The following is an 18,146-nucleotide window of genomic DNA, read 5'->3' as shown; positions in this document are numbered from 1 at the left end:
GAATGTCAAAAAGAATTATTATAGATCCACTTACTAGAATAGAAGGACACTTAAGAGTTGAAGTGGTAGTTGATGAAAATAATGTTATTAAAGAAGCATATTCAGGATCAACTCTATGGAGAGGTTTAGAAACTATTGTAAAAGGTCGTGATCCAAGAGATGCGGGCTTTTTAACTCAAAGAATTTGTGGTGTTTGTACTTTTTCACACTATAGAGCAGGGATTATTGCAGTAGAAAATGCTTTGGGTATTACTCCACCATTAAACGCAGTTTTAACTAGAACTTTAATGAATGCAGCTTTATATATGCATGATCATCCTGTGCATTTTTATCAACTTCATGGGCTTGATTTTGTTGATGTTGTAAGTGCTTTAAGTGCTGATGTAAAAAAAGCAAGTGATGAAGCATTTAAATATACCGATATGCCTTATGCAACAGGTGCAGATAAACTTTTAGAAGTACAACAAAGACTAAAAACCTTTGTAGATAAAGGAAATCTTGGACCATTTGCAAATGCTTATTATGGACACGCAACTTATCGCTTTACTCCTGAGCAAAACCTTATTGCACTTTCGCATTATTTAGAATGTTTAAGAATTCAAAGAACAATAGCTCAAGCTATGGCGATTTTTGGTGCTAAAAATCCTCATCCACAAAGCCTAACAGTAGGTGGTGTGACTTGTGTTATGGATCTTTTAAACCCATCAAGAATGGCTGAATATATGACTAAATTCCAAGAAGTAGCTGATTTTATTAATCGTGCTTATTATCCGGATTTAATCATGGCGGCAAAAGCTTATTCTAAAGAAGCAAGCGTATTAAATGATGTAGGGGTAAATAACTTCTACACTGAGAGAGAATTCCAAGTTTCAAGTGATGAGTGGTTGTTTGAAGGTGGTATTATTAGAAATGGTGATTTGAGTAAGGTTGAAGAAGTAGATGAAGCTAAAATCACTGAAGAAGCTACAAGAGCTTGGTATGAAGACAATGAAGCTTTACATCCTTATGATGGTAAAACCAATCCAAACTATACAGGCTTAATTGATGGTGAAAGTATTGATGATAAAGGCAATATGGTTCATAGTAAGGTATTTGATACCAAAGGTAAATACAGCTGGATTAAAGCTCCAAGATATGAAAATTTACCTATGCAAGTTGGGCCATTAGCAAATATTTTAGTTAATTATGCTAAGGGTAATAAAATCGTAGTAGAAGCGGTTGATTCATTCTTAAAAGCTACAAATTTACCAGTTAAAGCACTTATGAGTACTTTAGGAAGAACTGGTGCTAGAGCAATTGAAGCTAAAATCATTGCTGATCATGGTTTAAAAGCATTTAATTCTTTGGTTGAAAATTTAAAAACAGATGAAAGTACTTGTGCTACTTATGTAATTGATAAAAACAAAGAATACAAAGGTAGATTTATGGGAAGTGCGCCTCGTGGTGCGTTGAGCCATTGGTGTAGAATTAAAAATGGTGTAATTGAAAATTGGCAAGCAGTAGTACCTTCTACTTGGAATGCAAGTCCAAAAGATGCAAATGGAGTAGGTGGTAGCTATGAGCAATGTCTTATCGGTATGAAACTAGCTGATGTTAAACAGCCTTTAGAGGTAATAAGAGCTATTCACTCTTATGATCCTTGTATAGCATGTGCAGTACATGTAATGGATACTAAAGGCAATAATCTTAGCGAGTATAAAGTAAATGTAAATTTATAAGGAAAGGACTTTAGTATGGATTCTAAACATTCCTTAAAATCAAACAGAAAGGCTGAATACGAATTTAGTATCGGCCTTCGTTTTACACATTGGTTAAGAGCGGTTGCAATCGTGATTTTAGTGGGGACTGGATATTATATTTCTTATGTTTTTCAATCTCCATCTATTTCATCTGAACCGACTTTATTTATGCAGGCAAAATACCGCATGGTACACCAAATTTTTGGATTTATCTTAATAGCTTGTGTGCTTTTTAAAACATATTTGTTCTTTTTTGATCCAAAAAGTGCAAATGAAAGAAGAAGTATCAAAGATATTTTTAATGTAAAATTATGGATAGATCAGATTAAATTTTACATTTTCTTAGGAAAGCACCCGCATTTACAAGGTGTATATAATCCTTTGCAATTTGTAACTTATTTTTTCTTTTATCTTGTTATGTTTGGGCTTATTTTAACGGGATTAATCCTTTATATGCATGTATATCATGAAGGCTTGGGTGGATTTTTATACAATATCTTAAGACCTATTGAGGTAATGCTAGGTGGATTAGCTGATGTTAGAACCTACCATAGAATTTTAATGTGGGTTGTGTTGATTTTTGTTCCAGTGCATATTTATATGGCTGTGTTTAACTCAGTTAAAGGTAAAGATGGTGCTTTAGATGCTATCTTTAGTGGTTATAAATTTGTAAGAGAAAATCATTGAAACTTCTAATTTTAGGTATTGGTAATATTATGTTTGCAGATGAGGGCTTAGGCGTTCATCTTTGCAAACTTTTAGAAAAAAATTATAAGTTTTATCACGAAAAAGACTCAGTGAGCTTTGTAGATGGTGGAACTTTGGCTTTGCAACTTAGCTATATTATAGCTGAATATGATGAAATGGTTGTGATTGATTGTATTGCAGCAGATGATGCTAAGATCGGAGATATTTTTTTCTTTCCTTATGATGTAATGCCAAAAAAAGTTAATTGGAGTGGTAGCGCACATGAGGTTGAAATGCTTCAAACTTTACAATATATGGAGCTTATGGGAGATTTACCTAAAACTCAAATTTTAGCCTGTGTGCCAAAACGCATAGAACCATTGAGTTTTGAACTTTCAAAAGAAGTCTTAAATGCTTTAGAAAAAATGGAGAAAATTTTACTTGATTTTTTAGAGAAAAAAGGCTTTGCTTATGAGAGAATTGCTAATTATAATATACAAGAGCTTGCTCTAAATTCTTATAAAAGCTAAGCAAAAAGCTTAGCTTAATTTTTAATCATCAAATTTTTGTCCTAAGAAATTTCCATTTACATCAGTATAAATTTCCATCATATTATTTAGTTTAAATTTATAACCTTGAATTTCTTTTTCAACTTTAATTATACTTGCATTTGGGTGCATTTTCTTAATCGTTGCTAAAACATTTGGACTTAAAAAAGAAGTATCAATTGGTCTGTATTTTGCATCAATTTCTTTCCAATCTCCATTGATAAAAAACTCAAGTTCAGTTCCATTGTCTAAATAAACATCAAAACTATCAATATCTTGTTTAACTAAAGCAATGTTTGAGCCTGTAAAGTGTTTTTGTATAAAATTTTTAGAATTTGTCGGTAAAGCATTTACACCTACAACCATATCTCTTGCAAAAACACAACTTGCTAGAGTTAATGCCACTAAAGCTATTTTTAATTTCATTTTTTATCCTTTAAATTGAATTATTTGTGAAATCATATAAATATTGAGTGAATTTTGTGTGAACTTTGTTTTTTTAAAATAAATAGCAAGTATTTAATTGTATAATGATAAAAAAGTTTTAAAAGGATAAATAATGTATAGGTTTGCACCATCGCCTACTGGAGATATGCATATTGGAAATTTAAGAGCAGCTTTGTTTAATTATATTAAAGCAAGACAAGAAAATACAGATTTTATTTTGCGTATTGAAGATACGGATAATGCTAGAAATATTGCTGGAAAAGAAGAAGAAATAAAAGCTATTTTGAAAGAATTTGGTATAACTTGGCAGCATTATTATGTGCAAAGTGAGAATTTGAAATTTCATCGTCAAATGGCTTTAAAGCTAGTAAATGAAAAAAAAGCTTTTGCTTGTTTTTGTACTGAGGATGAGTTAGCGCATAAAAAAGAATTAGCTAAAAGTAAAAATCAAGCATATAGATATGATGGTACTTGTGAAAAATTAGCAGATATTGATGTGTTAAATTGTGAAAAACCTTTTGTAATTCGTCTTAAAAAACCTCAATCACAAATGCAATTTACTGATTATATTAAAGGCGAGATTAGTTTTAATCCTGAAGATATTGATAGTTTTGTGATTATGAGAGCGGATAAAACCCCAACTTATAATTTTGCTTGTGCGGTTGATGATATGTTAGAAGGCGTTACTTGTATTATAAGGGGAGAAGATCATGTTTCAAATACTCCTAAGCAAGAACATATTAGAGCTAGTTTGGGTTATGATAAAAGTATGACTTATGCACATTTACCTATCATTTTAAATGAAGAGGGTGTTAAAATGAGCAAAAGAGAGGCTCATTCTAGTGTAAAATGGATGCTTGATAATGGATATTTAGCAAGTGCTATTGCAAATTATTTAATCCTTTTAGGCAATAAAACTCCAAAAGAGATTTTTACTTTAGAAGAAGCCATAGAATGGTTTGATTTGAAAAAAGTTTCAAAATCTCCTGCAAGATTTGACACTAAGCGCTTGATGCAAATTAACCGTGAGCATATAAAAATGCTTGATAATGATAAATTAAATTCTTTGTTAAATTTAGGTAAAGATGTAGCGGAGCTTGCAAAATTTTATACTCAAGAAGCTAGCACGCTAAATGAGATAAGAGAAAAAATACAGGCCATTTTTGCAGTTAAAAATTATAATGAATTTGAAAATGAATGTAAGTTGATTAAAGAGATTTTAAAAGATTTGGATTTACCTCAAGAATACGATGAGTTTAAAAAGATTTTGATGGAAAAAACAAATTTAAAAGGTAAAAATTTCTTTATGCCTTTGCGTTTAGTATTAACAGGGGTTACTCATGGACCTGAAATGAGTGAAATTTATACTTTAATTAAGCCTTTTGTTAAAGAAATTATAAAGGAGTAAAATGGGAGTTGGAACAAGTTTGATTGTGTCTTTGGTACAAATTTTTTCTTTAGTGATTGAAATTTATGTTTGGATTATAATCATTGCTGCATTGATTTCTTGGGTAAGACCTGATCCATATAATCCTATAGTACAAATTTTATATCGTTTAACTAATCCTGCTTATGCTTTTGTAAGAAGATTTATCCCTACTACTATAGGAAGTATTGATTTAGCACCTTTGATTATTATTTTAGGGCTTAAATTTATACAAATATTTTTATCAAATTTAATTTTAGGAAGTTTATAAGTGTTGAAAAAAAGTGTGGTATTACTTTTAGCTGGAGTAGTTTTTGCAAATAGTGCGATGTGTTCTTATAAAGAATTAGAGCAAAAACCAAATTCTTTAGCTAAGGATTATTATTTATATCGTTTATTAGAAAAAAATGAATTTAAAAAAGAAGAAGTTGAAGGTTTAAAAGAACATATTTATCGTTATGCAGGGCGTATTAAAAATGCTATTGAAACGATCATTCCACCTTTGGGATATAATAAAGAATATGAAGCTTGTTATAAATTTAATACGCAAAATATCTTAGATGCTAATGCTACTTGTCAGCTTATAAGATTAAACAGTTTAACTTTTATACAAGATCTTAATGCTTCAACGCGTAATGAGATGAAAAAAATTATCCCACAAGATAATCCAAATTTAGTAAAGCTTTTAGAAGCTTTTAATGCTAAAGATCCTCTAAGTTATGCAATTTTAAATTATGATAGTGCAAATTTTTATAAAATTTATGGCTTTTTAAAAGATAAAAAGGATTTTTTCTTAGAAAAAGATTTTGCTGATGAATTGGCAAAAGAAAAAGAATTTACAAATTTTGTAAAAGAAATTATCATTAAGAAAAAAAGTCCATTGATAAGAAAATCTTTGGTCAATGTAGATGCAAATTTAACTTTTCAAGATAATGCATTTTACTTAGGTGTGAATGCTATTTTAGAAAATGATGATAAAAAGGCACTAGAGTTTTTTCAAGTAGCAAAAGATACTTTTAAAAGCAAGCCTTTGGCAGATAATGCAAATTTTTGGATTTATTTAATCACTCAAGATAAAAAGTATCTTGATGAGCTTGCTCAAAGCGATTCTTTAAATATTTATAGTCTTTATGCAAGAGAGTTAAAGGGCTTGCCTTTGCCTAAAATAGAAGAATTAAAACCAAAAAAACAAAAAAATGACTTTGATATGAAAGATCCTTTTGCTTGGCAAAAACTTGCAAAAGAAATTGCAAAAGGTACTCCTAGTGATCTAGAAAAGCTTGCAAAAGATTTTTATACTAAAGAAAATATCGCTATTTATGCTTATATTAAAGAAAGAGCTGAGGGTTTTAAAAAACATTATTTCATTATGCCTTATTTTGAGTATTTAAAAGATTATTCTACACAAAGAAAGGCTATGATTTTAGCTTTAGCTAGACAAGAAAGTCGTTTTATACCAACAGCAATTTCAACTTCTTATGCTTTAGGTATTATGCAATTTATTCCATTTTTAGCTAATCATATAGGTAATAAAGAATTACAAATTCCAAATTTTGACCAAGATATGCTTTTTGATCCAAAAACAGCCTATACTTTTGCAAATCATCATTTAGATTATTTAGAATCTAAACTTAATTCTCCAGTATTTGTGGCATATGCTTATAATGGAGGTATAGGATTTACCACTAGAATGCTCAAAAGAGAAGATATGTTTAGAGCGGGAAAGTACGAGCCGTTTTTATCTATGGAGCTAGTTCCTTATGCAGAAAGTAGGGTGTATGCTAAAAAAGTTTTAGCTAATTATATTGTGTATTTGCATCTTCTGAACGATAATACACCGATTTCGAAATTTTTTGAAACTTTAACTCAAAACACTGATTCTCAAAACACAAATCAAGTTGTAAAATAGGTTTTTGTACCAACTCATCAAGGGTGATTTTGTAATAACTTGCATAATCACTTTTGATGATATACTTAAACAACTCATCATTTTTATCTAAGGCTTTTAAGTTAGTTTTTTCTCCATCTATGAGTATTGAAATTTGCTCTTGTTTGATATTGATATTTGGTAAAAAACTAAGCACAAAAACTTCTTTTTGACTTTTTTCATCTAATACAGGATTTAGATAGCTTAACAAAGCAACTACTCTATTATCTTTATAATTAAAATTGATTTTTTGTGCGTACATGAGAGTTTGGCTTTTTAAATCGATTTCGCCTTGTTTTTGGGTTTTATTTGAGCATGCAGTAAAAATAAGTGTTAAAAAAATAATCATATAAATTTTTTTCATATTTTATTCCTAATTTTTTTATAATTATAAGCTTTTAACTTTTAAAAAGATATAATTTTGTTTATTTTCTTTGATTTAAGGAAGTTATGAAAAGATTAGCAATGGCTTTTAGTGGGCCTTCCAATTCAGGTAAAACAACTTTAATAACTCAAGTTGCTAAATATTTTATGGAGCAAAATTATAAAGTATGTATTATAAAACACGATCCAAAAGATAAAGCAAGTTTTGATATAGCAAAAAAAGATAGTTTTAAATTTTTTCAAAGCGGTGCTGATGTAATGGTTTTAAGTCCTACAAGGACAACTTTATTTACACATTCTCCAAGTACTTTAGATGAAGCTATTTCTAAACTAGGGGAATTTGATTTTTTATTTATAGAGGGCTTAAAAACCTTAGATATGCCAAGAATTAGTGTTTTTTGTAAAGAGATAGATAGGTCATATTTTGCATATTCTAATGCTATAGCTAGTTATGAAAAAATTTCTTGTGAAAATTTAACATGGCTTCATTTAGATGATTTAGAAAGTATTTGTGATTTTATATTAAAAAATTCAAAAAAAGTATAGGGGTAAAATATGCAAGAATTAATTAACGATATACAAAAAGCAGTGATTGAAATTTCAAAAGAACTTAGATATTTAAAAGATTTTGATTATACCACCTCTCAAAACGCAACCGGAGATAATCAATTAAAACTTGATGTAAAAAGCGATGAGATTATCACTAGAATTTTAAAGCAAAGCAAAGGTATAAAAAGCTTAATTAGTGAGGAAAAACAAGAGCAATTATTAATCAATGAAAATGAAAAATATGTCGTTGCTTATGATCCTTTAGATGGTTCATCTTTGGTAGATGTGAATTTTGCTATAGGTTCTATTTTTGCTATTTATGAACAAAAGGCTAGTGCAAAAAATCTAAAAGCAGCAGTTTATGCTATTTATGGTGTGCGTTTAGAGTTTATAGTATGCATAGATACTCCTAAGCTTTATAGGTTAAATGAAAATGATGAATTTGTTTTTGTCAAGGATTTAAAATTAAACGAAAAAGGCAAATTAAATGCAAGCGGTGGGACACAAAAAAATTGGTCAAATACTCATAGAGCTTTTATAAAAGCTTTATTTGATGAAGGATATCGTTTAAGATATTCAGGTGCTATGGTAAGTGATTTGCACCAAATTTTACTCAAAGGTGGAGGATTATTTTCATATCCTGCAACAAGTGATGCACCAAATGGAAAATTAAGAGCATATTTTGAGGTATTTCCTTTTGCTTTTATTTTTGAAAAAGCAGGAGGGCTTTCTACTAATGGAGAAAATGATTCTTTGCTTGATTTGGAATTTGAAAAAATCCATGCAAGTACGCCATGCTTTTTGGGTTCAAAATATGAAATTGAAAAACTAAAACAAGCTTATAAAGGGCTTTAATGGCTGAAGTTAAAGATGAATTTGAACTAGCTTTGGAAGTTAAAAAAAACGAACTTCAAGCTTGTCAAAACGATAAAAGCTTAAAATCTTGTTTACCTTGCTCTATGATTTTTGAGTGCTCTTTAAGAAAAGAGTATATTGATGCAGTTTATAAGAGTATGTCTAAAGGTAAAGAAGGTGGATTTGATTTTTAATTAAAGGTTGAAAATGCGTTATATTACTACTCCAATATATTATGTAAATGATGTGGCACACATAGGTCATGCTTACACTACGATTATAGCAGATACTTTGGCTAGATTTTATCGCTTGCAAGGAGAAAAAACATTCTTTTTAACAGGTACAGATGAACATGGTCAAAAGATAGAGCAAGCTGCTAGTGCTAGAAATTTTACCCCTAAAGAATATGCAGATGAAATTAGTGCTAAATTTAAAAAATTATGGGATGAGTTTGAGATTTCTTATGATTATTTCATTAGAACTACAGATGAAAATCACAAATTAAGCGTACAAAAAGCATTTAAAAAAATGTTTGATAAAGGTGATATTTATAAAGGAACTTATGAAGGCTTTTATTGTGTTTCTTGTGAGAGTTATTTTACCCAAACTCAGCTTGTAAATGAGTGTCATTGTCCAGATTGTGGTAAAAAAACACAGCTTTTAAAAGAAGAAAGTTATTTTTTCAAGCTTTCTAAATATCAAGATCAAATTCTTAAATGGTATAAAGAAAAAGAGCCGATTTTACCTAAAAATAAGGCTAATGAATTAATCCACTTTGTAGAAGGTGGCTTAAAAGATCTTTCTATTACAAGAACGAGTTTTGAGTGGGGTATAAAGCTTCCAAAAGAATTAAATGATGAAAAACATGTGGTGTATGTTTGGCTTGATGCTTTGATGAATTATGTGAGTGCTTTGGGTTATGGACTTGATGATAAAAATATGGATCTATGGCCTGCTCATATTCATTTTGTAGGTAAGGATATCTTGCGTTTTCATGCAGTGTATTGGCCTGCGTTTTTGATGAGTTTAGAACTTCCTTTGCCTAAATTTGTAGCAGCGCATGGCTGGTGGACTAAAGATGGTGAAAAAATGAGCAAATCTAAAGGCAATGTAGTAGCACCTAAAGAAGTAGCAGATACTTTTGGTTTAGAAGCTTTTAGATATTTTTTACTCAGAGAAGTTCCTTTTGGTAATGATGGGGATTTTTCACAAAAAGCATTAATCACTAGAAACAATGCAGAATTAAGCAATGAGCTTGGAAATTTATTAAACAGAATTATCGGCATGAGTGCTAAGTACTCTCAAAATATTATTGATTGTAAAGATGTGAATTTGTATTTTAATCAAGAATTAAATGAATGTAAAGAGTATTTAGATAATGCGATTAATGCTTTAGAAAATATCCAGCCAAATCGCTATTTAGAAGAGCTTTTTAAGGCTTTATCTTTAGCAAATTTAAGTATTAGTAAGTATGAGCCTTGGAATTTAATTAAAAACGATCAAATACAAAAAGCTAATGCCTTAGTGGCTTTATGTGCTAATATTTTAACAAAAGTTACTATTTTACTTTCAGCTGCTATGCCAAAAACAGCTTTAAAAATTGCCAAAGCTTTAAATTTTGAAATTTCAAACGAAAACTATCAAAAACTAATTTTAAATAATCAATTATGCGATTTAAAATCAAGTGCATGTGAAGCTTTATTTCCAAAAGTTGAATTAACTCAAGAAAGCAAAAAAGAAGAAAAAGCAGAAGAGAAGTCAAACTTACCTCAAATTAAAATTGATGATTTTAAAAAAATTGAAATTAAAGTAGCATTAGTAAAAGATTGTCAAAATATAGAAGGCAGTGAAAAGCTTTTAAAATTTCAACTTGAACTTGAAAATGGCGAACTAAGACAAGTGCTTTCAGGTATTGCTAAATTTTATAAAGCTAGTGAGTTAATAGGTAAGCAAGTTTGTGTCATTACCAATCTAAAAAAAGCTAAAATTTTTGGCCATGAAAGCCAAGGCATGATTTTAAGTGCAGAAAAAAATGGTAAATTAGTTTTAATTAGTCCACAAAGCTTTATCGAAAATGGAGCTTTAATAGGCTAAATGAATATTTCTAATTTTATTGAGCTTGTTAATGCCCAAGTTTTAAACTATGGAGCAACTTCTAGTGTTTATGATTTTAGTATAGATTTAAACAAAGTCAAACAAGCAAGTGTTTTTTTTGCTAAGAATAATGAACAAGCTAGTTTTGCTATAAAACTTGGAGCTTATGTCATAGTAAGCGAGGAGAAATTAAATCTTGAAGATAAAGATGTGTTTTATCTTCAAGTTGATGATCTTGAAGAAGCTATTTTTAGGCTTTTTAGATTTTTATGCGAAGAAAAATCTTATGAGTTTATATATTGCAATCATGTAGAATTAAAATTTGCAAAAGCCTTTAATTTTAAAGCCTTAAATTCAAATATTTTATTAGATTTTGATCTTTTAAAAAATTCTAAAGAAAAAACTTTCTTTTGTTCTGATGATGAAAAATTTATTTTAAAATTAAAATCAAATTTTCATACCTTAAAAGCTTGTAAATATGAAATTTTAGGCTCAAAATCTTTATTTCAAACGAGTTTGCTTTGTAAAAATTTGTATTTTAAAGATTTAAAATTTGCATTTTTTTATGCAGATATTTTTGCTAGTTTTATTGAATTTACAGAAAGTCAAAAATTACCCTTTAGTTTTAATGATAAAAAATTAGAACTTTTTAAAGCCTATTTTTTAAACTCAAAAAATGAAATTTGTGCTTTTGGGGGTAGTTCTAGGGTGGTTTTACTTGTAGAAAATGAAAAAGACTTTGATTTCATAGCACAAAAACTTCAATATATCAAGGGCTTTAAAACTGCATTAAAAAATTCTTTATTTTGTGATTTTTCCTATGCAAATTTAAATGAATTAAAGAATTTTTTTGACTTTAAATATTGTCTGATTAAAGAAAATAAAGAAGAGTTTTTGGAATACTTTCTTACTCAAGAAAAAAATATTAGTTTATTTGATTAAAATATTATTTTCATAAGTAATAAAATTAGCATTTTACTTTAGAGTAAAATGCTTTTTAAAATTATTTTTCGTTAATTTCTGCTTCGATGTTGATTTGTACTTCATCACTAAGTGTCAAACTAGAAGTATCTGGAGCAAATTTAAAATCGCTTCTTTTGATTTGTCCTTGTAAAGTAAAGCCTGCTTTTTCTTTACCGCTATCTGTTTTAATAACCCCGCCAATTTCAGTATCTAAAACAATATCTTTGCTTACACCAGCAATGTTTAATGAGCCATACATCTTACCTTTTTCATTAGAAATTTTTTCATATTTGCTCATAGTAAAAGTGATGTTTGGATGAGTTTTTGCTTTGAAAAAATCATCTTGCTGTAAGTGAGCATCTCTTGCTTTATTTTCAGTATTTATAGAAGCAACTTTTACATTTGCTTGAAGTTTGTTAAATTCAAATTTAGCACTATCAAAATCAATTACCGCATCATAGTCTTTAAAATTTCCATTTACATTACTAATTTGCAAATGCTTGATTTTAAAAGCCACATTTGTATGTGATTTGTCTAAGCTAAATTCTTTACTTAAAGCATTGCTTGTTAAAATAGAAGCAGCTAAAAAAGAACCAAGTAGTAATTTTTTCATGTTTTCTCCTTAATATTTAAAAATGTAAATTATACAAATGAAAATAAAATGAAAGTAAATTTTTTAAATATATTCTATAAAATCTTTCACATTAGCTTCTTTAAAACCTTTTAATCTTAATAAACAACTATCACATTTGCCACAAGCTTTATCTTCTCTTTCATAGCAAGACCAAGTATATTCTAAGGCTACCTTTTCTTTTAAGGCTAAATCAACTATTTGTCCTTTACTTAGATGAACTAATGGGGTTTTAATTGCAACATTACAAGTTTTTGTAGTACCTTCATTGATAAACTCACTCGCTTTTTGTATGAAATTTGCACTACAATCAGGATAGCCACTGCTATCTTCTTGCACTACTCCTATGAAAATACTTTCGCATTTTTCTTTTTCAGCTATAGCTCCTGCGATGGATAAAAAAATACCATTTCTGAAAGGAACATAAGTATTTGGAACTTCTTTTTCGTGTAGTTTTTCTTTGGGAATTTCTAAATTTAAATCCGTTAAAGAATTACCACCAATATTTGCTATAAATGAAACATCTAAAATATATTTTGTTTTTATATTAAGTTTTTCACAAATTTTATTAAAACATTCTCTTTCTTTAAACATGGTGCGCTGGTTATAGTCAAAATGTAAAGCAATGATTTCATATCCTTCTTTTTTGGCTAAATACGCACACAAAGTACTATCCATACCACCACTTATAATACAAAGAGCTTTTTTCATACTTTTCCTTAATTTTGATATAATTTGAAATTATAAAATCAAAAGGATAATAATGATTTTTTGCGAAGAAGAAATGGATATTTCTTTTCTTGAAAAAATTGCCCAAAAAATGAGTGATCAAAATATAGAGCTTGTTTTGGTAGATGAAAAAACCATGCATGAAATTAATCTTAATCAAAGGGGAGTAGATAAAACTACAGATGTTTTGTCTTTTCCTTTAGTGCAAAATTGTGAAAATTTACTTGGAAGTATAGTGATAAATTTAGATGAAGTAAGTAAAAAAGCTATGGAATATAAACACAGCAATGAAGAAGAAATGGCATTGCTTTTTATACATGCCATGCTTCATTTACAAGGTTATGATCATGAGATAGATCAAGGACAAATGAGACAAAAAGAACAAGAATGGATTGAATATTTTAAATTGCCAAAAAGTTTGATTATAAGAGTGCAAGGGGATTAAATGTTTAAAAAGATTGCTTTTAGCTTAAGTTTATGTGCGAGTTTGTATGCTTATAATGAAAATACATTTACTTTAAATATTTTAAATGGAAAGGAATTTGATATTTACCTATATAGTTCTAGTAAAAGTAGCACTAGTTATGGATTTGTCCAAGCAAAACAAAAACAATACAGTTTTTGGGGTAGTGTTAAAAATGATGAGTATTATATAGATATAGCAGATTTTGGAACTTGCGTTTTAAAAGATATATACAAAAATAAATTTGAAGCCCTATGTAAAATAGATGGTATAAAAAAAGAATTTAGCTTTTTAGCTAATAAATCCAACGCAAGTATTTATCAATTATCACTTAAAGAACAAAAACAAGTAGAAGACAATAAGAACATTGAGTTTGATTTTAGTGAAGATATATTAAAACTATCAAGTCAAAATAAAAATTTAGAAAAAATTATTGATGATTTTAATGAGAATTTGGATAAAAATTCATTAAAACAAAAAGCAAAAGAAGGTTTTGATAAATGGAATAAAGAAGATATTTCTAATAATGAGTTTTTTTCTCAAGCCTATATATTTTATCAAGATGAGCATATTATCTCTTTGGGAAAAAATATTTATGAGTATAAAGGTGGTGCTCATGGTATGACTAATTTTTTAAGAAAAACTTATAGTATTGATGATATGAAACTTCTTAGATTGAAAAATGAGTTAAAAATAGAAAATGAAGATTTTCAGAATATGATTAAGCAAAAGATTTTAAGTTTATATAATGAAAATGAGTTATTTGATATTAAAGAGCTTAAAATGAGTGAAATTTTTGAAGTGAGAAAAAACGGATTAGTTTTGATATGGGAACCTTATGATATAGCTCCATATTCAACAGGAGTAATTGAAATTTTTATAAGTTATGATGAGTTAAAACCTTTTTGGAAAAATAATTCAAAATTAGCTTATTTGAGTAAAATCAAATAAGCTTTTAATCATCAAATTTTTGCCTTAAAATCGTTCCGTTATCATCTATGTAAAGTTTCATTTGATTATTAAGTTTGATTTTATAATAAGAAATTTTTCTTTCTATTTCTATGATTGCTGTGTTAGGGTAGATATTTTTAATAGTATTTTGTATTGCTAGGGGTAAAATCGCATAATTTAGCGATCTAAAATTTTCAGCCTCTTTAAACTCTCCATTAAGTGAAAACTCAATCTCGCTCCCATCGCTTAAATAAATCTCATAAGAATAACCATCTTGCTCTACTAGACCTATTTCTGCATTAAAATAATCTTTAATAAATTGTTTGATGTTTACCGGCAAAGAATCAGGTGCTATGACTATGCCCGCATTAAGAGTATTTAGAGCGATAAAAAAAGCTAAAGCTAGTTTTTTCATTTTTAACCTTATTTTATTTTTTGACGATATTGTATCTTATTAGTGTGAATTTTATGTGTAAGCTAGAATTTAAATAGCTTTTTGTTATAATTATTAAAAATACAAAGTAGGGCAATGATAGCTTCTTTTTTAATCGCTTTAAATATTGTGATATTTGTCTTTGTGAATTATCTTTATTTTGGATCTTTAAATTTAGATGCTATTTTAGGTTTAAATTTATTTTTCTTTCAAGGATTTTACTGGCAAATTCTAAGCTCAATGTTTATGCATGGAAATTGGCCTCATTTGATTTTAAATATGATAGTGCTTTTTCAATTTGGTTCTATGCTTGAAAAATACTTAAAAAGTTTTAAATTTGCTTTGCTTTACTTAATCGGTGGAATTTTTTGTTCTTTACTTAGTGCTTTTTATGTGTATTTAAGTTTTGATGGTAGTTTTGTAAATGTAGTGGGTGCAAGTGGTGCTATATGTGTTTTAATGGGATATTATGCATATTTGGATAAAACTGCTACTAAAGGGCTTATCGTGGCTATATTATTAATGAGTTTTGTGCCTATTTTTATGGGTGTAAATATAGCTTGGTATGCACATATTTTTGGCTTTATATGTGGATATGCTTTGGGTAAATTTAAGGTTATAAGATGAAATATATTTATTTTATCCGTCATGCTAAAGCTCAAAAAGAAAACTACGATCAAGATTTGCAACGAGAGCTTAGCTCTAGTGGAAAAGATGATTTAAAAACTATGATTTATAGGATTAAAGATTTAGAATTTAAAGCTCAAAGCATTATCTCAAGTCCTGCTAGGCGTTGTATAAAAACAGCGCAAAAACTTTGTAAAAGCTTTTCTTTAAAAGAAAAAGATATCAAGATAGAAAAAAGCTTTTATGATGGTAATTTAGAGGATGTGTTAAATTTTATAAAAGAATTAAAAGAGAGTAGGGTAGTGCTAATTATGCATAATCCTTTATTGCAAGAACTTTGTGAGTATTTAGCCCATATAGACTTAGAAAACTTTCCAACTTCTGCTATTTTATGTATGCAATTTGATATAAAAGAATTTAAAGATATAAAAGAACACAGCGGGGAAGTTGTGTTTTTTGATTATCCTAAAAGTCAAGAAAATAACTAATCTACATTTTTAAACTTCAAATTTATTTAAGCAAAAATATAAACTAAAATTTAGTTGAAATAAAAAATATACGTCTTTAGTCTTTTATAGCTACATAAAATAACTTATAATATTTTTCAAAAAATTATACTTATTTTTTTATGGATAAATTATTTTCACTCAAAAAATAAAATGCTTTAAAATACTATATTATAGGTGTTTTAAAATACATTTTACTTATGAAAGAACAGATAAATATAAAAGTTTGAAAATTATAGTTTTCAATACAAAATATATATAATTTCAATATTTTACTATTTATCATATAATTTTACGTATATATTAAGTTTAAGTTAAAATATTTTTATAGACTAAAAAAGCTAAAATGATGAGTAAAAAGGAAAATAAATATAAAAGTTTAGCTTGTATGGAATTTTTGGTTTTATTTGGATTTTTGGATTAATCTTGAAAGTTGTCTTGCTAAAAGTTTAGCGCTATTTTCATCTTTGCTAAGTTTTTTCATATTTTCTCTAAATTCATAAAGTCTTTTTTCTTGTGCAAAGTCATTGTTTGAAGTATTATTTTGTTTTGAGGTATTACTTTGATTTACTTGCTTTTGCGTAGTTTTTTTCTTAAAAAACATATCATCACCCTATTTTGTTTTTATAATTATAGCTTGATATTTTTTAAGTAAGATTTTTTTATAATTTTTTAAGCTGTTTTAGAAGTTTTGGAGACTAAAAATGAAATATCCTCTAGATTGTGAAGAAAATTTTGAAAAGTCATTTTTATTTTGGCTTTGTAGATATGTGAAATTTAAACTAAATTCTTTATCAAATAAGGAATTAAAAGACCCTCAAGCCTTGGCTGTGGTAAATTTAGCCTTAAGTAAGGGTGTTAAAAATATACAAGAGCTTGATGCTTATGTAAAAAAAGCAAGAAATGCAGGACTTAGCGGTGTAAATACGTATTTTAATCCTTTGAAAAAACTTTATGAGTATTTGTTATTTTACAAGCTTTATTCACTAAAACAAATTGATGAAGAGCTTTTAGTGGAAATTTTAGCAAGTATTAGCGCTTCTTTATCTGATGCGAGTAAAAAAAATTATCGTATAGCTGTGATTAATTTTTTTGCATTTTTAGATAAACAAAACGAAGAAGATCAAAAAGCACATATTTTTGATATTAATCTTAAAAATTGGGCGGGTATAAGTGGTTTTAAGGGAGTTAAGCTACCTGAGTATATGAGCGAAGATGAAGTGAGTAAATTTTTAGATGCTATTGATAATACGGATTTTAAAAGTAATACCATACGCAATCGCTTGATTATTAAAATCATCATTTTTACAGGAATTAGGGTTAGTGAAGCCATTAATATAAAATTAAAAGATATTAGCGAAGAAAATGATCTTTATATTATACGTATTAGAGCCAAAGGTAATAAATACCGCGTTGTGATGATTAAAAAAGAGCTTATAGAACATCTTTTAAAAGATGTAAGGGTAAATTATCTTTCTTGTGATGGACTTTTATTTGTCAATCGCAATGGTAAAGCCCTAACCCAAGCTTATGTTTCTCGTATAGTAGAACAAATTTTATTTAAAGCAGGAATTCGCAAGCAAAAAAATGGAGCTCATATGCTAAGACACACTTTTGCTACCCTACTTTATAAAAAACAAAAAGATTTAGTTTTAGTCCAAGAAGCACTAGGCCATGCAAGCTTAAATACTTCAAGAATTTACACACACTTTGATAATGAAAAGTTAAAATTAGCTGCAGAAGTAGCTAAAAAACTTCACGATAGAACGTAAATTTTTATAAAAAATCCGATATATCCTTTAAAAGAAAGGATATATCATGCTAATAAATGATTATGCTAATAAAATCAATCCTTATGTTTTAAACACTCAAAAAGAAGAAAAAGAAAGCAAAGAGAATAAGAATTTTATAGAATTTAAATTTACGCAAGGTGTGAAAGAGCTTGAAAAAAGCGTTAAAGAAAGTCAAAATGGAGAAAAATCAGAAGATGAGTTAAGTAAACTTTATAAAGAACTTTCTAAAATACAAGCTAAAATAACGGAATTAAATACAAAATTACAATCAAGCCAAGATCCACAAAAAGCTCAGATGATCAATTCTCAAATTCAAAGTTTAAATTCGCAAATGCAAAGCATTTATGCAAGAATAACCCAAATGTTATCTCAAGCCATGCAAGCTATGCAATGA

The 18,146-nt window shown here is 28.2% G+C and carries 23 protein-coding genes; 17 read left to right on the top strand and 6 right to left on the bottom strand.

The window, feature by feature from the left end; translation table 11 throughout:
- The first annotated feature begins 2 nt into the window (after window positions 1–2).
- From L8V82_RS01740 to L8V82_RS01730, 3 genes are read left to right on the top strand one after another with little or no spacing between them, the layout of a single operon-like run.
- Window positions 3–1,718: a nickel-dependent hydrogenase large subunit gene (locus L8V82_RS01740; RefSeq protein ID WP_263723790.1), complete on the top strand. Its 1,716-nt coding sequence runs from the start codon at window positions 3–5 to the stop codon at window positions 1,716–1,718.
- Window positions 1,719–1,733: 15 nt separating this feature from the next.
- On the top strand, window positions 1,734–2,426 hold the full coding sequence (gene cybH, locus L8V82_RS01735; protein ID WP_263723789.1) for a Ni/Fe-hydrogenase, b-type cytochrome subunit: 693 nt from the start codon (window positions 1,734–1,736) through the stop codon (window positions 2,424–2,426).
- Entirely contained in the window at window positions 2,423–2,956 is a 534-nt protein-coding gene (locus tag L8V82_RS01730) for a HyaD/HybD family hydrogenase maturation endopeptidase (RefSeq protein WP_263723788.1), read from the top strand. The genes cybH and L8V82_RS01730 overlap by 4 nt, the downstream gene beginning before the upstream one ends.
- A 21-nt stretch (window positions 2,957–2,977) precedes the next feature.
- On the opposite strand, the gene L8V82_RS01725 is transcribed toward L8V82_RS01730, so the two are convergent.
- Window positions 2,978–3,400, bottom strand: a complete 423-nt coding sequence (locus L8V82_RS01725) for a PepSY-like domain-containing protein (RefSeq protein ID WP_263723787.1) — start codon at window positions 3,398–3,400, stop codon at window positions 2,978–2,980.
- 133 nt (window positions 3,401–3,533) lie between these two features.
- Here L8V82_RS01725 and gltX point away from each other — a divergent pair, with 133 nt between their 5' ends.
- The 3 genes from gltX to L8V82_RS01710 are packed head-to-tail and all read left to right on the top strand — an operon-like array spanning window position 3,534 to window position 6,756.
- Window positions 3,534–4,829, top strand: a complete 1,296-nt coding sequence (gene gltX / locus L8V82_RS01720; protein WP_263723786.1) for a glutamate--tRNA ligase — start codon at window positions 3,534–3,536, stop codon at window positions 4,827–4,829.
- 1 nt (window position 4,830) lies between these two features.
- Entirely contained in the window at window positions 4,831–5,118 is a 288-nt protein-coding gene (locus L8V82_RS01715; RefSeq protein WP_012661430.1) for a YggT family protein, read from the top strand.
- Window positions 5,119–6,756, top strand: coding sequence for a lytic transglycosylase domain-containing protein (locus L8V82_RS01710; RefSeq protein WP_263723785.1), 1,638 nt, complete (start codon window positions 5,119–5,121; stop codon window positions 6,754–6,756).
- On the opposite strand, the gene L8V82_RS01705 is transcribed toward L8V82_RS01710, so the two are convergent.
- On the bottom strand, window positions 6,644–7,138 hold the full coding sequence (locus tag L8V82_RS01705; protein WP_263723784.1) for a hypothetical protein: 495 nt from the start codon (window positions 7,136–7,138) through the stop codon (window positions 6,644–6,646). The two genes, L8V82_RS01710 and L8V82_RS01705, sit on opposite strands and share 113 nt — an antisense overlap.
- Window positions 7,139–7,224: 86 nt before the next feature.
- Between L8V82_RS01705 and mobB the strand changes: the two genes are divergently transcribed.
- Genes mobB through L8V82_RS01680 form a run of 5 tightly spaced genes read left to right on the top strand, consistent with a single transcriptional unit; the run spans window position 7,225 to window position 11,598 of the window.
- A complete protein-coding gene (mobB, locus tag L8V82_RS01700) occupies window positions 7,225–7,704 on the top strand; it encodes a molybdopterin-guanine dinucleotide biosynthesis protein B (protein ID WP_263723783.1) in 480 nt (159 codons plus the stop codon).
- Window positions 7,705–7,713: 9 nt separating this feature from the next.
- A complete protein-coding gene (locus L8V82_RS01695; RefSeq protein WP_263723782.1) occupies window positions 7,714–8,562 on the top strand; it encodes a class 1 fructose-bisphosphatase in 849 nt (282 codons plus the stop codon).
- A complete protein-coding gene (locus L8V82_RS01690) occupies window positions 8,562–8,756 on the top strand; it encodes a hypothetical protein (protein ID WP_263723781.1) in 195 nt (64 codons plus the stop codon). The genes L8V82_RS01695 and L8V82_RS01690 overlap by 1 nt, the downstream gene beginning before the upstream one ends.
- A gap of 13 nt (window positions 8,757–8,769) precedes the next feature.
- Window positions 8,770–10,656 carry a methionine--tRNA ligase gene (gene metG, locus L8V82_RS01685; RefSeq protein ID WP_263723780.1) on the top strand — a complete coding sequence of 629 codons (1,887 nt, stop codon included), beginning with the start codon at window positions 8,770–8,772 and terminating at the stop codon, window positions 10,654–10,656.
- A complete protein-coding gene (locus L8V82_RS01680; protein ID WP_263723779.1) occupies window positions 10,657–11,598 on the top strand; it encodes a hypothetical protein in 942 nt (313 codons plus the stop codon).
- 61 nt (window positions 11,599–11,659) lie between these two features.
- Here the strand turns inward: L8V82_RS01680 and L8V82_RS01675 are convergent, their stop codons facing one another.
- Together L8V82_RS01675 and queC are read right to left on the bottom strand one after the other, a co-directional pair.
- Entirely contained in the window at window positions 11,660–12,232 is a 573-nt protein-coding gene (locus tag L8V82_RS01675) for a YceI family protein (protein ID WP_263723778.1), read from the bottom strand.
- Window positions 12,233–12,295: 63 nt separating this feature from the next.
- Entirely contained in the window at window positions 12,296–12,961 is a 666-nt protein-coding gene (gene queC, locus L8V82_RS01670; RefSeq protein WP_263723777.1) for a 7-cyano-7-deazaguanine synthase QueC, read from the bottom strand.
- A gap of 52 nt (window positions 12,962–13,013) precedes the next feature.
- Between queC and ybeY the strand changes: the two genes are divergently transcribed.
- Together ybeY and L8V82_RS01660 are read left to right on the top strand one after the other, a co-directional pair.
- Entirely contained in the window at window positions 13,014–13,424 is a 411-nt protein-coding gene (gene ybeY, locus L8V82_RS01665) for an rRNA maturation RNase YbeY (protein ID WP_263723776.1), read from the top strand.
- Entirely contained in the window at window positions 13,425–14,393 is a 969-nt protein-coding gene (locus L8V82_RS01660) for a DUF3298 and DUF4163 domain-containing protein (protein ID WP_263723775.1), read from the top strand. It abuts the gene before it with no gap.
- Between the two features lie 4 nt (window positions 14,394–14,397).
- On the opposite strand, the gene L8V82_RS01655 is transcribed toward L8V82_RS01660, so the two are convergent.
- Entirely contained in the window at window positions 14,398–14,808 is a 411-nt protein-coding gene (locus tag L8V82_RS01655) for a PepSY-like domain-containing protein (RefSeq protein ID WP_074692021.1), read from the bottom strand.
- A gap of 114 nt (window positions 14,809–14,922) precedes the next feature.
- Between L8V82_RS01655 and L8V82_RS01650 the strand changes: the two genes are divergently transcribed.
- Entirely contained in the window at window positions 14,923–15,453 is a 531-nt protein-coding gene (locus tag L8V82_RS01650; protein WP_263723774.1) for a rhomboid family intramembrane serine protease, read from the top strand.
- Complete coding sequence (locus L8V82_RS01645; RefSeq protein WP_263723773.1) at window positions 15,450–15,941, top strand: SixA phosphatase family protein; 492 nt, start codon at window positions 15,450–15,452, stop codon at window positions 15,939–15,941. The genes L8V82_RS01650 and L8V82_RS01645 overlap by 4 nt, the downstream gene beginning before the upstream one ends.
- Window positions 15,942–16,362: 421 nt before the next feature.
- On the opposite strand, the gene L8V82_RS01640 is transcribed toward L8V82_RS01645, so the two are convergent.
- A complete protein-coding gene (locus tag L8V82_RS01640; RefSeq protein ID WP_263723772.1) occupies window positions 16,363–16,563 on the bottom strand; it encodes a molybdenum cofactor biosynthesis protein in 201 nt (66 codons plus the stop codon).
- A gap of 100 nt (window positions 16,564–16,663) precedes the next feature.
- Between L8V82_RS01640 and L8V82_RS01635 the strand changes: the two genes are divergently transcribed.
- Both L8V82_RS01635 and L8V82_RS01630 read left to right on the top strand, forming a co-directional pair.
- Window positions 16,664–17,731 carry a tyrosine-type recombinase/integrase gene (locus L8V82_RS01635; protein ID WP_263723771.1) on the top strand — a complete coding sequence of 356 codons (1,068 nt, stop codon included), beginning with the start codon at window positions 16,664–16,666 and terminating at the stop codon, window positions 17,729–17,731.
- 46 nt (window positions 17,732–17,777) lie between these two features.
- Complete coding sequence (locus L8V82_RS01630) at window positions 17,778–18,146, top strand: hypothetical protein (protein WP_263723770.1); 369 nt, start codon at window positions 17,778–17,780, stop codon at window positions 18,144–18,146.

Source organism: Campylobacter sp. IFREMER_LSEM_CL2151 (assembly GCF_025771725.1).
Lineage (GTDB): Bacteria > Campylobacterota > Campylobacteria > Campylobacterales > Campylobacteraceae > Campylobacter_D > Campylobacter_D lari_C.
Note: the sequence above shows the minus strand (reverse complement) of the source record. Positions and strands in the feature narration are given on the sequence as shown.

Excerpts from the sequence above, each read along its gene's own strand:
- L8V82_RS01640 (WP_263723772.1), bottom strand. The coding sequence starts at position 16,563 with ATGTTTTTTAAGAAAAAAACTACGCAAAAGCAAGTAAATCAAAGTAAT.
- gltX (WP_263723786.1), top strand. The coding sequence starts at position 3,534 with ATGTATAGGTTTGCACCATCGCCTACTGGAGATATGCATATTGGAAAT.
- L8V82_RS01645 (WP_263723773.1), top strand. The coding sequence starts at position 15,450 with ATGAAATATATTTATTTTATCCGTCATGCTAAAGCTCAAAAAGAAAAC.
- cybH (WP_263723789.1), top strand. The coding sequence starts at position 1,734 with ATGGATTCTAAACATTCCTTAAAATCAAACAGAAAGGCTGAATACGAA.
- queC (WP_263723777.1), bottom strand. The coding sequence starts at position 12,961 with ATGAAAAAAGCTCTTTGTATTATAAGTGGTGGTATGGATAGTACTTTG.
- ybeY (WP_263723776.1), top strand. The coding sequence starts at position 13,014 with ATGATTTTTTGCGAAGAAGAAATGGATATTTCTTTTCTTGAAAAAATT.
- L8V82_RS01635 (WP_263723771.1), top strand. The coding sequence starts at position 16,664 with ATGAAATATCCTCTAGATTGTGAAGAAAATTTTGAAAAGTCATTTTTA.
- L8V82_RS01675 (WP_263723778.1), bottom strand. The coding sequence starts at position 12,232 with ATGAAAAAATTACTACTTGGTTCTTTTTTAGCTGCTTCTATTTTAACA.
- L8V82_RS01650 (WP_263723774.1), top strand. The coding sequence starts at position 14,923 with ATGATAGCTTCTTTTTTAATCGCTTTAAATATTGTGATATTTGTCTTT.
- L8V82_RS01740 (WP_263723790.1), top strand. The coding sequence starts at position 3 with ATGTCAAAAAGAATTATTATAGATCCACTTACTAGAATAGAAGGACAC.
- L8V82_RS01725 (WP_263723787.1), bottom strand. The coding sequence starts at position 3,400 with ATGAAATTAAAAATAGCTTTAGTGGCATTAACTCTAGCAAGTTGTGTT.
- L8V82_RS01715 (WP_012661430.1), top strand. The coding sequence starts at position 4,831 with ATGGGAGTTGGAACAAGTTTGATTGTGTCTTTGGTACAAATTTTTTCT.
- L8V82_RS01660 (WP_263723775.1), top strand. The coding sequence starts at position 13,425 with ATGTTTAAAAAGATTGCTTTTAGCTTAAGTTTATGTGCGAGTTTGTAT.
- L8V82_RS01630 (WP_263723770.1), top strand. The coding sequence starts at position 17,778 with ATGCTAATAAATGATTATGCTAATAAAATCAATCCTTATGTTTTAAAC.
- L8V82_RS01655 (WP_074692021.1), bottom strand. The coding sequence starts at position 14,808 with ATGAAAAAACTAGCTTTAGCTTTTTTTATCGCTCTAAATACTCTTAAT.
- L8V82_RS01705 (WP_263723784.1), bottom strand. The coding sequence starts at position 7,138 with ATGAAAAAAATTTATATGATTATTTTTTTAACACTTATTTTTACTGCA.
- L8V82_RS01690 (WP_263723781.1), top strand. The coding sequence starts at position 8,562 with ATGGCTGAAGTTAAAGATGAATTTGAACTAGCTTTGGAAGTTAAAAAA.
- L8V82_RS01680 (WP_263723779.1), top strand. The coding sequence starts at position 10,657 with ATGAATATTTCTAATTTTATTGAGCTTGTTAATGCCCAAGTTTTAAAC.
- mobB (WP_263723783.1), top strand. The coding sequence starts at position 7,225 with ATGAAAAGATTAGCAATGGCTTTTAGTGGGCCTTCCAATTCAGGTAAA.
- metG (WP_263723780.1), top strand. The coding sequence starts at position 8,770 with ATGCGTTATATTACTACTCCAATATATTATGTAAATGATGTGGCACAC.
- L8V82_RS01695 (WP_263723782.1), top strand. The coding sequence starts at position 7,714 with ATGCAAGAATTAATTAACGATATACAAAAAGCAGTGATTGAAATTTCA.